Annotated in this window: 14 protein-coding genes; 11 read left to right on the top strand and 3 right to left on the bottom strand. The window is 65.6% G+C overall.

Annotated elements, in window-relative coordinates; all coding sequences use genetic code 11:
- Positions 1-123: 123 nt before the first annotated feature.
- Positions 124-1,071, top strand: coding sequence for a lysylphosphatidylglycerol synthase domain-containing protein (locus FG93_RS15000; protein WP_052513791.1), 948 nt, complete (start codon positions 124-126; stop codon positions 1,069-1,071).
- Between the two features lie 30 nt (positions 1,072-1,101).
- Here FG93_RS15000 and FG93_RS14995 read toward each other — a convergent pair whose 3' ends face one another.
- Complete coding sequence (locus FG93_RS14995) at positions 1,102-1,380, bottom strand: DUF882 domain-containing protein (RefSeq protein ID WP_043235698.1); 279 nt, start codon at positions 1,378-1,380, stop codon at positions 1,102-1,104.
- Positions 1,381-1,994: 614 nt separating this feature from the next.
- Here FG93_RS14995 and FG93_RS14990 point away from each other — a divergent pair.
- From FG93_RS14990 to phoB, 7 genes are all read left to right on the top strand, one after another.
- Entirely contained in the window at positions 1,995-3,056 is a 1,062-nt protein-coding gene (locus FG93_RS14990) for an ATP-binding protein (protein WP_052513790.1), read from the top strand.
- A gap of 112 nt (positions 3,057-3,168) precedes the next feature.
- On the top strand, positions 3,169-4,194 hold the full coding sequence (pstS, locus tag FG93_RS14985) for a phosphate ABC transporter substrate-binding protein PstS (protein WP_043235696.1): 1,026 nt from the start codon (positions 3,169-3,171) through the stop codon (positions 4,192-4,194).
- Between the two features lie 97 nt (positions 4,195-4,291).
- A complete protein-coding gene (pstC, locus tag FG93_RS14980; protein WP_043235695.1) occupies positions 4,292-5,263 on the top strand; it encodes a phosphate ABC transporter permease subunit PstC in 972 nt (323 codons plus the stop codon).
- Positions 5,264-5,276: 13 nt separating this feature from the next.
- Entirely contained in the window at positions 5,277-6,164 is an 888-nt protein-coding gene (gene pstA, locus FG93_RS14975) for a phosphate ABC transporter permease PstA (protein WP_043235692.1), read from the top strand.
- A gap of 44 nt (positions 6,165-6,208) precedes the next feature.
- Positions 6,209-7,009 carry a phosphate ABC transporter ATP-binding protein PstB gene (gene pstB / locus FG93_RS14970; RefSeq protein WP_043235691.1) on the top strand — a complete coding sequence of 267 codons (801 nt, stop codon included), beginning with the start codon at positions 6,209-6,211 and terminating at the stop codon, positions 7,007-7,009.
- Between the two features lie 48 nt (positions 7,010-7,057).
- A complete protein-coding gene (gene phoU / locus FG93_RS14965; RefSeq protein ID WP_043235689.1) occupies positions 7,058-7,777 on the top strand; it encodes a phosphate signaling complex protein PhoU in 720 nt (239 codons plus the stop codon).
- Between the two features lie 33 nt (positions 7,778-7,810).
- Positions 7,811-8,509 carry a phosphate regulon transcriptional regulator PhoB gene (phoB, locus tag FG93_RS14960; RefSeq protein ID WP_043235687.1) on the top strand — a complete coding sequence of 233 codons (699 nt, stop codon included), beginning with the start codon at positions 7,811-7,813 and terminating at the stop codon, positions 8,507-8,509.
- Between the two features lie 103 nt (positions 8,510-8,612).
- On the opposite strand, the gene FG93_RS14955 is transcribed toward phoB, so the two are convergent.
- Positions 8,613-8,933: a YnfA family protein gene (locus tag FG93_RS14955; RefSeq protein ID WP_043235685.1), complete on the bottom strand. Its 321-nt coding sequence runs from the start codon at positions 8,931-8,933 to the stop codon at positions 8,613-8,615.
- Between the two features lie 74 nt (positions 8,934-9,007).
- On the opposite strand from FG93_RS14955, the gene FG93_RS14950 reads away from it, so the two are divergent.
- Positions 9,008-10,225 carry a TIGR03862 family flavoprotein gene (locus FG93_RS14950; protein ID WP_043235683.1) on the top strand — a complete coding sequence of 406 codons (1,218 nt, stop codon included), beginning with the start codon at positions 9,008-9,010 and terminating at the stop codon, positions 10,223-10,225.
- A gap of 9 nt (positions 10,226-10,234) precedes the next feature.
- Here FG93_RS14950 and greA read toward each other — a convergent pair whose 3' ends face one another.
- Positions 10,235-10,702: a transcription elongation factor GreA gene (gene greA, locus FG93_RS14945; protein WP_043235680.1), complete on the bottom strand. Its 468-nt coding sequence runs from the start codon at positions 10,700-10,702 to the stop codon at positions 10,235-10,237.
- 374 nt (positions 10,703-11,076) lie between these two features.
- Between greA and FG93_RS14940 the strand changes: the two genes are divergently transcribed.
- On the top strand, positions 11,077-11,493 hold the full coding sequence (locus tag FG93_RS14940; RefSeq protein ID WP_043235678.1) for a DUF1801 domain-containing protein: 417 nt from the start codon (positions 11,077-11,079) through the stop codon (positions 11,491-11,493).
- Between the two features lie 186 nt (positions 11,494-11,679).
- Positions 11,680-14,323, top strand: a 2,644-nt coding sequence (uvrB, locus tag FG93_RS14935; protein WP_280114141.1) for an excinuclease ABC subunit UvrB, incomplete at its 3' end; no start/stop codon positions are given.

Raw genomic sequence — 14,323 nt, 5'->3', positions numbered from 1 at the left:
AGGCGCTATCTGTCGGGGCCAGGGTGCTGCGGTGCCCTCCCGTCCGCAATCGGCGCGAGCCACCCTCCGACCTCGCGCAATTGATCACGAGAGAGCATGTCGTACGGCCCGAACGAGCCCGGAATGCCGTTGCGCAAACGCAGCCGCTGGCGCTGGCTCGGCCCGCTTGCCAGCACTGTCATCTTCGTCGCCTCGCTCGCCGTCCTCTGGCTGATCATCAGCGAGATGGAGCCGGGCCAGGTCGCCAGTGCCTTCGCCGATGCCAGCCGCCGCCAGATCGGGTTGGCGCTCGGATTCACCGCGTTGAGCTATCTGTTGCTGACCGGCTATGATGCGCTGGCGCTGAGGAGGCTGGGGATGTCGATCCCCTACCGCACGACCGCGCTCGCTTCCTTCTCCAGCTATTCCGTGTCCTTCACGCTTGGCTTCCCGATCGTGACGGGCGGCACCGTTCGCTACTGGATCTACTCGGCCAAGGGTGTGCGCGCCTCGGAGGTCGCTCGCCTGACAGTTATCGCCGGCCTGACCTTCTGGCTCGGCCTCGGCGCGATCCTCAGCGCCTGCCTGTTCTATGCCACCGATTCTGTCGCGCAGCTGGCGCGCACCTCGCCCTGGGTCGTGCAGACCGTTGGTGCCGCGACGGCGCTCGCCATCCTCGGCTATCTCGTCTGGGTCGCGACCGGCGATCGCACGTTCCGGATCCGCGGCTGGAATCTGCCGTTACCGGGGGTGGGCATCACGCTAGGCCAGATGACGCTCGGCGCCTGCGAGGTCTGCGCCGCCGCCGCCGTGCTCTTCGTGCTGCTGCCCGGCGGCTATGGGCTGGAATATCCGGCATTCCTGGCGGCCTATGTCTTCGCCTGCCTGATCGGCATTGCCGCCCATACGCCCGGCGGGCTCGGCGTCTTTGAAGCGACGATGCTCGTCGCGCTCAACCGGCTGCCTTATGGCCATGTGCTTGGAGCGCTGCTGCTCTTCCGCATCATCTACTACCTGCTGCCCTTCATCCTGGCGCTGGTGATGCTGGCGCTGCACGAAATGATCCGCCGCATCAAGCGCCACGACATCTAAGGCACGCCCGTCGATGGGAACGCAGTATCGCTAACGGTTGTCGGCGACCTGGCGGTTGCTGCGCTTGTGCCCATACCAGGAGGCCTCGCGCGCACCGACATCGACATGCACGAGGCCGTTCGGGTAGGAGCCGACGCCGCCCGTGCTCGCAAGGGCCTTGGCGGCAGCGACCGCGCTGCGCGTGGAAGCGGCGAGCGGCCTGAAATCGATCGCCCTACCACTATAATGCTGGGAGTTGCGGGCGTGGCGACCACTACAGGTCGAGGTGATCTTGATCGGGCCGATCTTGGCGACCAGTTCGCTGATCATCGCCAGGGTTTCGGGTTTGAGGCACCCCAACCCTTTCACTTGCGGTTGGAACGAGACCTTGTCGACGGGGACATTGGCTTGGGCGGACGCAGGGAGGCAAGCTGCAACGCATGCAGCCAAGATAAAACGACGCATAAAATACTCAACAAGACTAGGGATGATGGAAGGCCAAAGCCACCATATTCTTGGCCTGGCCGAGTAGTTCCGTGTCCGAATAGTGTGGGTAGAAGGCCAAAAGATGGCTGGTCGGTTCGATGGATATCAGTCCGCGGTTTGAGGTTCATTTCCCCTAGCCTTTTCACGGCAGGGAATGACGCAACCACCACACAATAATTCGGTGAAAATACATTCCTGATCTGAGCGGCCACGGTGGGGCTCGATCCTGACCGTGAGTGCGACAGCGACCGCCTCCACGGCGTTCAGCGTGATGCCGATATCGACCGCCCGAGCGCGTTCTCGTTCGTGCCGAGATCGTGGATGGCGTGGGTTTCGCCTTCGCTCTCGCCGCACCTTGCGCGGGCCCCGCGAGAACGGGTCATTTATCCTGGAGCGATTGGCAGAGTGCGTGCCACCCCCTATGAGGGCGCCAGCTTCCTTCTGATGGGCATGTTCACATGGTCGATGTCGTCGATCCCTACGCGCCGGCCACGGCAGCGCTGATCGAGGCGCTGGGTGCCGCCGCGGTGCTGCTCGATGCGCAGGGTGTGGCACAGGCGCTGAGCCCGGCGATGCGTGCGCTCATTCCGGCTCTCGAACGAGGCCAGTCGCTGACGCTCGTCCTGCGCGACCCTGACCTGATCGACGCGATCGAGCAGGTTTCGCGCCGCGGGGGGCGCCGGGTCATCGAGTTGGTCGAGCGTGTACCGGTCGAACGCACCTTCCGTATCCACATCGCGGCCCTGACCGGCGGCGTCTGGCGCAATCCTGTGGTGCTCACCTTTGAGGATCTGAGCGAGCTACGCGTCACTGAACGTATGCGCGTCGATTTCGTGGCGAATGCCAGCCACGAACTGCGCACCCCGCTCGCCTCCCTGCTCGGCTTCGTCGAGACCCTGCAGGGACCGGCGCGCAACGATACCGGCGCGCGCGACCGCTTCCTCACCATCATGCGCGAGCAGGGCCTGCGCATGGCGCGGCTGGTGGACGATCTGCTTTCGCTCTCGCGCATCGAACTGCGCGCCCATCTCGCGCCGGACACGCCTGTCGATCTTTCCGCGATTTCCCGCGAGATCGTCGACTCGCTCACCCTGATGGCGCGCGAGCGCAAGGTGACGCTGAGGCTCGAGACGCCGTCCCAGCCGGTCCAGGTCGCGGGCGACCGCGACGAACTGTTGCGGCTGATGGAGAATCTCGTCGAGAACGCCATCAAATACGGCCGCGAGGGCGGCGCGGTTGCAATCGATGTGGTCGAGGGCGCGAGCGAGGCTAGCGTCAGCGTGCGCGACGACGGGCCGGGCATCCCGCCCGAGCATCTGCCGCGGCTCACCGAGCGCTTCTATCGCGTCGACACCGCCGCGAGCCGCGAGGCTGGCGGCACGGGTCTCGGCCTTGCCATCGTCAAGCACATCGTGCTGCGCCATCGTGGCCGCCTGACCATCGAGAGCGAGTACGGTAAGGGCGCCGTCTTCAAGGCGATCCTGCCGCGCCTTGGCGCCATGGTCCGAAATCCATCATGACCCATGTGACGGCGAATGTGACGGCGAACGTGACGGTCTGTCATCTGTCTGTCATATGGAAGGTGTTCTAGCGGGGCTGCTAAAGACTGCGACCCAGACGAGGACTCCTCTAATGCGCAAAATTCTCATTCTCGCGGCTGCGACGATCGGCTTGGCCGGCGTTGCCCAGGCCGCCGACATCACCGGCGCGGGCGCGACCTTCCCTTTCCCGATCTACTCGAAATGGGCTGAGGCCTATAAGAAGGAGACCAATATCGGTCTCAACTATCAGTCGATCGGCTCGGGCGGCGGTATCCGCCAGATCAAGGCCAAGACGGTCGCCTTCGGCGCGACCGATGCTCCGCTCAAGGGCGAGGACCTGACCAAGGACGGCCTGATCCAGTTCCCGACCGTCATGGGCGGCGTCGTTCCGGCGATCAACATTGCGGGCGTCGAGCCGGGCAAGCTGAAGCTCACCGGCGCGATCATCGCCGACATCTATCAGGGCACCATCAAGAAGTGGAACGATCCCAAGATCGTCGCCATCAATGCCGGCCTGGCCCTGCCTGATGCCAACATCAACCCGGTCTATCGCTCGGACGGCTCGGGAACGACCTTCGTCTTCACCGACTATCTCTCGCGCGTTTCGCCGGACTGGAAGTCGAAGATCGGCACCAACACGGCGGTGCAATGGCCGGTCGGCATCGGCGGCAAGGGCAATGAGGGCGTCTCGGCCTCCGTCAAGCAGGTCGCGAACTCGATCGGCTATGTCGAGTACGCCTATGCCAAGCAGAACAAGCTGGCCCATGCGCTGGTCGAGAACGCCGAAGGCAAGTACCCGGCTCCGGACGACAAGTCCTTCCAGGCCGCTGCCGCCAATGCGAACTGGAACGAGGCTCCCGGCTTCGGCATCTCGCTGAACAACCAGAAGGGCGCCGAGGCCTGGCCGATCACCTCTGCCACCTTCCTGCTCGTGCATGCCAAGCCCGAGAAGCCGGAAGAGGTGCAGTCCGCGCTGAAATTCGTCGACTGGGCCTATAAGAACGGCGACAAGCTCGCGCTCGACCTCGACTACGTGCCGCTCCCGGCCAACGTCAAGGATCAGGTCCGCGCCGCCTGGAAGGGCGTGACCGACCCGGCCGGCAAGCCGATCTTCTGAGCCATGCCATGACGCGAGGCGGGTCTGTTCCCGCCTCGCGTTCATCGACTGTAAGACCCGTTTCCTCGTGCTTCTTATGCGACCGGAGTAACCACGGATGGCTGCCGTGACAGACCAGATGGCCGCGCCCGGCGCGCCCGCCATTCGCCGCACTCCAAAGGGCACCTTCGACATTGTCTTCCGCAATGCCAGCCGGGCCGCCGCGCTCTTCGTGCTGGTGCTGCTCGCAGGCATCCTCGCCTCGATGATCATCGGCGGCTGGCCTGCCTTCCGCGAATTCGGCTTCGGCTTCATCACGTCCAGCGTCTGGGACACCCAGAACGAACAGTATGGCGCCTGGCCCGCGATCGTCGGCACCTTGTCGACCGCGCTGATCGCGCTGGTCCTTGGCGTGCCGCTCTCGCTCGGCATCGCCGTCTACCTCACCCAGCTTGCACCGCCCTGGTTCAAGCGCCCGGTCTCGACGACGATCGAGCTGCTCGCCGCCGTGCCCTCGATCATCTACGGCATGTGGGGGCTCTTCGTCTTCGTGCCGCTCTTCGCGGCCTATGTGCAGATCCCGGTCTCGAACATCGTCGAAGGCATTCCGCTGCTCGGCACCGTGCTGTATTCGCGCTCGCCCTCGGGCCTCGGCATCCTGACGGCCGGCATCATCCTCGCCTTCATGATCATCCCCTTCATCGCCTCGATCACCCGCGACATGCTGGAGCAGATCCCGTCCGTGCTGCGTGAAAGCGCCTACGGCATCGGCGCCACGACCTGGGAGGTCGTGCGCCATGTGCTGGTGCCGCAGGCCGGCGTCTCGATCATCGGCGCCATCATGCTCGGGCTTGGCCGCGCGCTTGGCGAGACCATGGCGGTGACCTTCGTCGTCGGCAATGCCAACCGGCTTTCGGCCTCGATCATGGATCCCGGCTCGACCATTGCGTCGCGCATCGCCAACGAATTCAACGAGGCGATGGGCCTGCAGCTCAACGCGCTGATCGCGCTTGGCTGCATTCTCTTCTTCGTCACCTTCGTCGTCCTCGTGATCGCGCGCATCCTTGTCGCGCGCGTCAAGTCCTTCTGAGCGGAGCCTGGCCATGAACAGCGCCGTCACCCCGCCCGCAGCGACGCCTCATCAGGTCTGGGGCCGCGTCCGTCCCGCGCGCCGCACCGCCGATCGGGCGATGAGGATCATTGCCACCAGCTTCACCCTCCTCGCCATCTTCGTGCTGTTCTGGATTCTCGGCATGCTGCTCGTGAAGGGGATCGGCGGGCTCTCCGTCGCGACCTTCACCCAGGTCACGCCCGGTCCCGGCAGCGAGGGGGGCGGCCTTGCCAACGCCATTGTCGGCTCGATCGTGCTGACCTTCCTCGGCATCGCCGTCGCGACGCCGGTGGGCGTGCTCGCCGGCACCTATCTTGCCGAATATGGCAAGGGCTCGAAGCTCGCCGACCTGATCCGTTTCATCAACGACATTCTGCTCTCGGCCCCGTCGATCCTGATCGGCCTCTTCGTCTACGTCATCCTGGTCGAGCCCTTCCGTGGCTATTCCGGCTGGGCCGGCGGCGTGGCGCTGGGCATCATCGCGATCCCGGTCATCGTGCGCACCACCGAGGACATGCTGCGCCTCGTGCCGAGTTCGCTGCGCGAAGCCGGCGCTGCGCTCGGCGCCCCGCCTTCGGTCGTCATCACCAGCGTGACCTGGCGGGCCGCGAAGTCCGGCATGGTCACCGGCATCCTGTTGGCCCTGGCGCGCATCGCCGGCGAGACGGCACCGCTGATCTTCACCGCGCTCAATAACAATTTCTGGTTCTCGCCCAGCCTCGTCGGCGGCGTCTCCAACCTGCCGGTGACGATCTATCAGTTCGCCTCCGCCCCCTATGAGAACTGGCAGCAGCTCGCCTGGGCCGGTTCGCTGATCATCACCGTCTCGATCCTGTGCCTCTCGCTTCTCGCCCGCCGTATCGTGCGGGGTGGCAAATGAACGGCCTTAAACCCTCGTCGCGTTCGATCTAAAGGAACAAGTCGATGCTTTCGACGCTGGAACTGAGCCCGCAAGCGCTCGATGCCGAGGCCCCCGTCCGGATCGCGGTCAAGAACCTCGATTTCTACTACGGCGAGCACAAGGCGCTGAAGAACATCAATCTCGACTTCCGGGACCGCCACGTCACGGCCCTGATCGGCCCGTCGGGCTGCGGCAAGTCGACCCTGCTGCGCATCTTCAACCGCATCTATTCGCTCTATCCGGAGCAGCGCGCCACCGGCGAGATCCTGCTCGATGGCCGCAACATCATCAGCAACGATATCGATGTGAACGAGCTGCGCTCGCGGATCGGGATGGTGTTCCAGAAGCCGACGCCCTTCCCGATGTCGATCTACGACAATGTCGCATTCGGCATCCGTCTCTACGAGAAGCCGCCCAAGTCCGAGCTCGATGACCGCGTCGAAGGCGCGCTGCGCCGCTCCGCGCTCTGGGACGAGGTCAAGGACAAGCTCAGGACCTCCGGCATGGGCTTGTCCGGCGGCCAGCAGCAGCGCCTCTGCATTGCGCGCACCATTGCCCAGAAGCCGGAAGTGATCCTGTTCGACGAGCCGACCTCGGCGCTCGATCCGATCTCGACCGGCAAGATCGAGGACCTGCTCGAGCAGCTCAAGACCGACTTCACCATCGTCATCGTCACCCACAACATGCAGCAGGCGGCGCGCATCTCGCAGTACACCGCCTTCATGTATCTCGGTGAGGTGATCGAATTCGACGCCACCAACACCATCTTCATGAACCCGCACAAGAAGCAGACGCAGGACTACGTCACCGGCCGCTTCGGCTGATCCGGCGCCCAGCCTTCCAACTGCTTTGCCGACAAAGGACATGCCGCGATGACTGATCACATCGTCCGCTCATATGACGCCGATCTCGAGGGGATCCGCCGCAGCCTTGCCGAGATGGGGGGCATGTCGGAGCGCATGCTCGGCGATTCGACGGTTGCCCTGGTGCGCCGCGATACCGGGTTGGCACAGAAGGTCATCAGCGCCGACCAGCGCCTCGACAACCTGCAGCGCGAGGTCGAGGAGAAGGCGGTGCTCACCATCGCCCGGCGCCAGCCGCTCGCCAACGACCTGCGCGAGCTGATCTCCGCCATCCGCATCGCCGCCGATATCGAGCGCGTCGGCGATCTGGCCAAGAATATCGCCAAACGCGCGGTCGCCATCTCCAGCCAGTTCCAGCCGCCGTCGCGCGCGGTCGTCGGCCTCGAGCATATGAGCCGCCTGGTCCAGGCCCAGCTCAAGGACGTGCTCGACGCCTACGCCGTCAGCAACGAGCAGAAGGCCATGGAGGTCTGGCGCCGCGATGACGAGATCGACGCGCTCTATACCTCGCTCTTCCGCGAGCTGCTCACCTACATGATGGAAGATCCGCGCAATATCACTTTCTGTACGCATCTCCTGTTCTGCGCCAAGAACGTCGAGCGCATCGGCGACCACACCACCAACATCGCCGAGACGATTCACTATCTCGTCACGGGCGAAGCCTTGGACGCAGCCCGTCCCAAGCTCGACACCACCAACATCCTTCTGGACGCCGCCACCGGTGAGTGACCGGCGCCCGACACCTTTGGGACCGAGTGAGACATGCCCGCACGTATCCTGATCGTTGAGGACGAAGAGCCGCTGACCCTGCTGCTGCGCTACAATCTCGAGGCCGAGGGCTTCGAGGTCGACAGCGTCGCGCGCGGTGACGACGCCGAACTGCATCTGCGCGATCATACGCCGGATCTCGTGCTGCTCGACTGGATGCTGCCGGGCCTCTCCGGCATCGAGCTCTGCCGGCGGTTGCGGACTCGTCGCGATACCGAGCGGGTACCGATCATCATGCTCACCGCCCGCGGCGAGGAGACCGAGCGCGTGCGCGGCCTCGCCACCGGTGCCGATGATTATGTCGTAAAGCCGTTCTCGCTGCCCGAGCTGATCGCGCGCATCCAGGCGCTGCTGCGCCGCGCCAAGCCGGGGCATGTCGCCGGCCTGCTGGCGGCAGGCGATCTCGAGCTCGACCGCACCACCCGCCGCGTCCGCCGCTCAGGGAGCGAGCTGCATCTCGGCCCGACCGAGTTCCGCCTGCTCGAGTTCCTGATGCAGGCGCCGGGTCGGGTCTATTCCCGCGCCCAACTGCTCGACGCTGTCTGGGGCCGCGACGTCTATATCGACGAGCGCACCGTCGACGTCCATGTCGGCCGGCTGCGCAAGGCGATCACGCCCGACAACGCCAAGGATCCGCTGCGGACCGTTCGTGGCGCCGGCTACGCCTTCGACGAGACCTTTGCGCGGAGCTGAGGCTTAGATCATCGGGCCGGATATCGAATCCGGCCCGATGATCTACCCTTCTATGTTCGCATCGGCTTTCCCGAAAACCGCAATCCACTTTTCGGGCCGATGTTTAGCGCGGTCCTGCGATGATGAGCGCCGCGCCGGCGAGGCAGATCAGCCCGCCGGCAACGTCCCAGCGGTCGGGGCGAAAGCCTTCGACGGTCCAGAGCCAGACCAGCGAACTGGCGATATAGACGCCGCCATAGGCGGCATAGGCGCGTCCGGCGGCCGCGCTCTCCGCCAGCGTCAGCAGCCAGGCGAACAGGGCGAGCGAAATCAGTCCGGGTGCGAGCCACCAGACCGGCTTGCCGAGCCGGAGCCAGCCCCAGAACGCGAAACAGCCGGCGATTTCGAGAATGGCTGCGCCGAGATAGGCGGCGATCGTCGGCATGGTTCGTCCCTGTCGCTGGCCCTTGGGCGCGGATCACCCTTGACCGCAGGGCGCGCGGACGGCAAGCCGGAGCGATGCCGGCACATCACATCGCCATCATTGGAGCGGGGCCCTCCGGACTGATCGCCGCCGAGCGCCTTGCCGCAGCCGGGGAAGCCGTCACGATCTACGAGCGCATGCCTTCGCCGGCGCGCAAATTCCTGCTGGCCGGGCGCGGCGGGTTGAACCTCACCCATTCCGAGCCGCTCGACAGCTTCCTGCTTCGCTATCGCGATGCGCAGGCCTGGCTCGAGCCGGCCGTCCGCGCCTTCCCGCCGCAAGCCCTGCGCGACTGGGCCGATGCGCTCGGGCAGGACACATTCGTCGGCAGCAGCGGACGCGTCTTCCCTCGCGCCATGAAGGCCTCGCCCTTGCTGCGCGCCTGGCTGCGCCGGCTCGAAGGTCTCGGCGTCGCCTTCGCACCCGGCCATCGCTGGACCGGCTGGAGCGAGGAGGGCGCCTTGATGTTCCGGAACCGCGATGGTGCCGATACCGAGGCCAGGCCCGATGCGACGCTGCTCGCGCTCGGTGGCGCGAGCTGGCCGCGGCTGGGGTCCGACGGTGGCTGGGCGCCCTTGCTGGCCGCGCGCGGCGTAGCGATTGCACCCTTGCGCCCGGCCAATGGCGGCTTCACGGTCGATTGGTCGCAGACCATGCGCGAGCGCTTTGCCGGCGCACCGCTGAAACGCATCGTCCTGAGCTTCGGCGGCCAATCCGTGCCCGGCGAGGCGCTGATCGATGCGACGGGCCTTGAGGGCGGCGCGGTCTACGCACTCTCTGCCCCGATCCGCGAGACGATCCTGCGCGAGGGCAGGGCGGGCATCAGCATCGATCTGCGGCCAGATCACGAGGCGGCGGCGCTGGCCCAGCGCCTCGCGCATCGCCGCAAGGGCGAGACGCTGAGCAACCATCTGCGCAAGGCCGCAGGTCTTGCTCCCCCGGCGATCGCGCTGCTGCGCGAAGCCGCGAAGGGGCCGCTCCCCGAAGACCCGGAAAGGCTTGCCGCACTGATCAAGGCCGCGCCCCTGGTGCTGACCGGTCTCAGGCCGATCGAGCGGGCGATCTCCACCGCCGGTGGCGTCGCCGCTGCCGAGATCGACGAGGATTTCATGCTGAAACGCCTGCCCGGCACCTTTGTCGCCGGCGAGATGCTGGATTGGGAGGCGCCGACCGGCGGCTATCTGCTGCAGGCCTGCTTCGCGACCGGGGTTGCGGCTGCGGCAGGAATCCAGGCCTGGCTTGCGGAGAGCTGAGCGATCGCCTCAGGCGATCGCGATGATCTCGACCGCCTCAGTGCCGACGCTGACGCTCTCGCCGATGCCCTTGCCCATCAGCGCGTTCGCCAACGGCGCGACATAAGGCAGCGTCCCGTGCGCCGGATCGGCCTCGTCCTCACCGACCAGCCGCCAGCTCTGCTCGCGTCCGTCGGCCCGGCGGATCGTCACCGTCGAGCCGAAGCGGATGATGTCGTGCCTTTCCTGCGCAGGGGCAAGCTTGGCGCTGGCGCGCCGCGCGGTCCAGTAGCGGAACTCGCGCCGTGTCTGGGCGATTTCGGTGCGGTCTCCGCCGGCCAGCGCGGCTGCGTGTTCGTCATGCCAGCGCGCCAGCTGAGACTCGATCTGCGCGAGACCCTCAGGCGTCACGAGGTTCGGGTGAGGCGAGACTGGCCGGTCCGGCAGCTCGTCCAGGGTACCTCTCTCCTCGGCTTCCTTGACGAAGGCGCGAGTCATTCTGGCGTCCTCCCATTGATCTCTGCGAATCCGGCGAATCGGACCGCATCTTTCAGCGTTACGTCCTCACGACTGCGTGCGATGCAGCGCCAAGCCGGTGCTGGAACCTGGAACAGCGATATCCTGGAGATGGGGATCAGGCACCGCCGAAGACAAGACCTTTATAGTCTACACCCACGCGCCCGGCCGCACCATCGAGGGCCGCATCATCAAGGGCCGCACCTTCGGAGCCGCCGCTGGGCCTGCGCCCGTCCCGCGGGAGGGGTTTTCACAAGCAGTCTTCCGTGTTCGGCTTGGCCCAGCACATACTTGGCCCAGCACATAAAAGGCATCCTTGGCCCAGCACATAAAAGGCATCGAGGGAAAGGAATATCATGAGCCAGAGCGAGCCTCAGAACGAAAACGCCCCATCCCAAATGATCGACGAGCGGATCAGGGAACTCGGCGACTGGCGGGGCAAGATGCTCTCCCAACTCCGCGCATGGATCAAGCAAGCCGATCCCGAGGTGGTCGAGGAGTGGAAGTGGCGAGGGGTTCCGGTGTGGTCGCACGACGGAATGATCTGCACCGGCGAGACCTACAAGAGCGTCGTCAAGCTGACCTTTGCCAAGGGGGCTTCGCTTGACGACCCGTCCGGCCTCTTCAATTCCAGCCTCGACGGCAACACGAGGCGTGCCATCGACGTTCATGAGGGCGAGGCGATCGACGAGGAGGCATTGAAGGCTCTCATCCAGGCAGCGGTGGCCCTGAATACGTTCCGCGCCCGCGGCGGGACCAAGTCCCGCGGATAAGCCTCGCTTCTGCTTCGACAAGCGCAGGCGCGCGATGAGGGCCTGGACCTGCATCGCGCCCGCTCCGAGACCGCTTCAATTCGAGCGCGCACGGCACCGCGTGCTCCTGTCACCTGCTGTCAGCTATCCGCCTGCTGCGATCGCTTACCCCTCGCGCCTGGACCGGTTTCGCCCCATATTGCCGCCATGCCGAAAAGCTCCGACACGACCGCCAAGGCGAAGCCTGCAAAAAAGCCCGCGTCCGCGCGCACGCCGAACTCCAAGGCCACCAAGCCGGAGTTGAAGCCGCTCGAGGGCTATCTCGCCGATCTGCTCAATCCCGCGATCAACCGCGGCAGGGCGGTCCCGGGCGGCGCCTCCGGCTTCAGCGACCAGCCGCAGGCCGGCTATGGCGAGCCGCGCCCCGGTGATGCCAAGCTGAAGAAGAAGCCGAAGAAGAACGACGCGGCTTCCGCCTTCGGCGAGGCCGAGGGCGAGACCGCGGCTTCCGTCACCGCGCATTCTCTGCAGCACCTGCTCGAGTCCGGCAGCCCCTTCATCGATCCCGGCAAGCCCTGGACGCCGCATCGCCCGGCCCGACCGGACAAGTCCGAGGGTGGCATCGCCTTCCGCATGCAGTCGGATTTCGAGCCCGCAGGTGACCAGCCGACCGCGATCGCCGATCTCGTCGACGGCGTCGCACGGCAGGAGCGCGACCAGGTCCTGCTCGGCGTCACCGGCTCCGGCAAGACCTTCACGATGGCAAAGGTGATCGAGGAGACGCAACGTCCTGCCTTGATCCTTGCCCCGAACAAGACACTCGCGGCGCAGCTCTACGGCGAGTTCAAGAGCTTCTTCCCAGACAATGCGGTCGAGTACTTCGTATCCTATTACGATTACTACCAGCCGGAGGCCTACGTCCCGCGCTCGGACACGTTTATCGAGAAGGAATCCTCGATCAACGAGCAGATCGACCGCATGCGCCACTCGGCCACGCGTTCGCTGCTGGAGCGCGACGACGTCATCATCGTCGCCAGCGTCTCCTGCATCTACGGCATCGGCTCGGTCGAGACCTATACGGCGATGACCTTCGCCATCAAGCTCGGCGAGCGCATCGAGCAGCGCCAGCTCATCGCCGATCTCGTCGCCCTGCAGTACAAGCGCACGCTTGGCGATTTTGCGCGCGGCACCTTTCGCGTCCGAGGCGATGTCATCGAACTGTTCCCGGCCCACTATGAGGACCGCGCCTGGCGCATCGGGCTATTCGGCGACGAGGTCGAGAGCATCTCGGAATTCGATCCGCTCACCGGCCAGAAGACGGCCGACCTCGAATTCGTGAAAGTCTACGGCAATTCGCACTACACCACGCCGCGCCCGACGCTGACCCAGGCCGTCAAGTCGATCAAGGAGGAGCTCAAGGCCCGCCTTGAGGAGCTCAACCGCATGGGTCGCTATCTCGAGGCGCAGCGGCTCGACCAGCGCTGCACCTTCGACATCGAAATGATCGAGTCGACGGGCTCCTGCAACGGCATCGAGAACTATTCGCGCTATCTCACCGGCCGCAAGCCGGGCGAACCGCCGCCGACTCTGTTCGAATACCTGCCGGACAACGCTCTGGTCTTCACCGATGAGAGCCACGTCACCGTGCCGCAGATCGGCGGCATGTACCGGGGCGACTTCCGCCGCAAGGCGACGCTGGCCGAATATGGCTTCCGCCTGCCCTCCTGCATGGACAACCGGCCACTGCGCTTCGAGGAATGGGACGCGATGCGCCCGCAATCGGTGCATGTCTCCGCCACGCCCGGCGGCTGGGAAATGGACCGCACGGGCGGCGTTTTCACCGAGCAGGTCATTCGCCCGACCGGGCTGATCGACCCACCGGTCGAGGTCCGCCCCGCCAAACACCAGGTCGCCGACCTGCTCGACGAGATCAAGGAGGTCACCGAGAAGGGCTACCGCAGCCTCGTCACCGTGCTGACCAAGCGCATGGCCGAGGATCTGACCGAGTATCTGCACGAGAACGGCGTCCGTGTGCGCTACATGCACTCCGACATCGACACGATCGAGCGCATCGAGATCCTGCGCGATCTTCGCCTCGGCGCCTTCGACGTCCTGGTCGGCATCAACCTGCTGCGCGAGGGCCTCGACATTCCGGAATGCGGCTTTGTCGCCATTCTCGACGCCGACAAGGAAGGCTTTTTGCGCTCTGAGACCTCGTTGATCCAGACCATCGGCCGCGCCGCCCGCAATGTCGACGGCAAGGTCATCCTTTATGCCGACCACATCACCGGCTCGATGGAGCGGGCGATGGCCGAGACAAATCGCCGCCGCGAGAAGCAGGAGGCCTACAACCTCGCCAACGGCATCACGCCGCAGACCATCAAGCGCGCGATCGGCGACATCCTCGGCTCGGTCTACGAGCGCGACCATGTCACGGTCGACAAGGGGCTGGTCGATGCGCCGTTCGCCGGCCACAATCTCAAGGCTGCGCTCGCCGATCTCGAGAAGCGCATGCGCGAGGCCGCTGCCGATCTCGAATTCGAGACCGCCGCCCGCCTCCGCGACGAGATCAAGCGCCTGCAGGCGACCGAACTCGCCATCTCCGATGACCCGCTCGCCCGCCAGAGCGATGTCGAGGCCTCGGCTGGAAAGTACCGGGGGGAGCGCAGCTATGGGGCGTCAGCGAACCTGCCGACGCGGGCGCGCAAACCCACCGATGAGGACATGGGCCCGCATAACTGGGGCGGCGGCGAAGCCAAACCGGTCTCCCGCCCGCGCAAGCCGACCTTGGACGAGATGGGCCCGGTGCCGGAATCTCGGCCTAAGGGTGCGGGGGAGGAGCGGGGAAGAC

This window comes from Allobosea sp. LC85 (genome assembly GCF_000735605.1).
In the GTDB taxonomy this organism is placed as follows: Bacteria; Pseudomonadota; Alphaproteobacteria; order Rhizobiales; family Beijerinckiaceae; genus Allobosea.
The sequence above is the reverse complement of the archived record's forward strand: the minus strand, read 5'-3'. Positions and strand labels throughout refer to the sequence as shown.

Excerpts from the sequence above, each read along its gene's own strand:
- FG93_RS14990 (WP_052513790.1), top strand. The coding sequence starts at position 1,995 with ATGGTCGATGTCGTCGATCCCTACGCGCCGGCCACGGCAGCGCTGATC.
- phoU (WP_043235689.1), top strand. The coding sequence starts at position 7,058 with ATGACTGATCACATCGTCCGCTCATATGACGCCGATCTCGAGGGGATC.
- pstB (WP_043235691.1), top strand. The coding sequence starts at position 6,209 with ATGCTTTCGACGCTGGAACTGAGCCCGCAAGCGCTCGATGCCGAGGCC.
- pstC (WP_043235695.1), top strand. The coding sequence starts at position 4,292 with ATGGCTGCCGTGACAGACCAGATGGCCGCGCCCGGCGCGCCCGCCATT.
- greA (WP_043235680.1), bottom strand. The coding sequence starts at position 10,702 with ATGACTCGCGCCTTCGTCAAGGAAGCCGAGGAGAGAGGTACCCTGGAC.
- FG93_RS15000 (WP_052513791.1), top strand. The coding sequence starts at position 124 with ATGCCGTTGCGCAAACGCAGCCGCTGGCGCTGGCTCGGCCCGCTTGCC.
- FG93_RS14995 (WP_043235698.1), bottom strand. The coding sequence starts at position 1,380 with ATGATCAGCGAACTGGTCGCCAAGATCGGCCCGATCAAGATCACCTCG.
- FG93_RS14950 (WP_043235683.1), top strand. The coding sequence starts at position 9,008 with ATGCCGGCACATCACATCGCCATCATTGGAGCGGGGCCCTCCGGACTG.
- FG93_RS14955 (WP_043235685.1), bottom strand. The coding sequence starts at position 8,933 with ATGCCGACGATCGCCGCCTATCTCGGCGCAGCCATTCTCGAAATCGCC.
- FG93_RS14940 (WP_043235678.1), top strand. The coding sequence starts at position 11,077 with ATGAGCCAGAGCGAGCCTCAGAACGAAAACGCCCCATCCCAAATGATC.
- pstA (WP_043235692.1), top strand. The coding sequence starts at position 5,277 with ATGAACAGCGCCGTCACCCCGCCCGCAGCGACGCCTCATCAGGTCTGG.
- pstS (WP_043235696.1), top strand. The coding sequence starts at position 3,169 with ATGCGCAAAATTCTCATTCTCGCGGCTGCGACGATCGGCTTGGCCGGC.
- phoB (WP_043235687.1), top strand. The coding sequence starts at position 7,811 with ATGCCCGCACGTATCCTGATCGTTGAGGACGAAGAGCCGCTGACCCTG.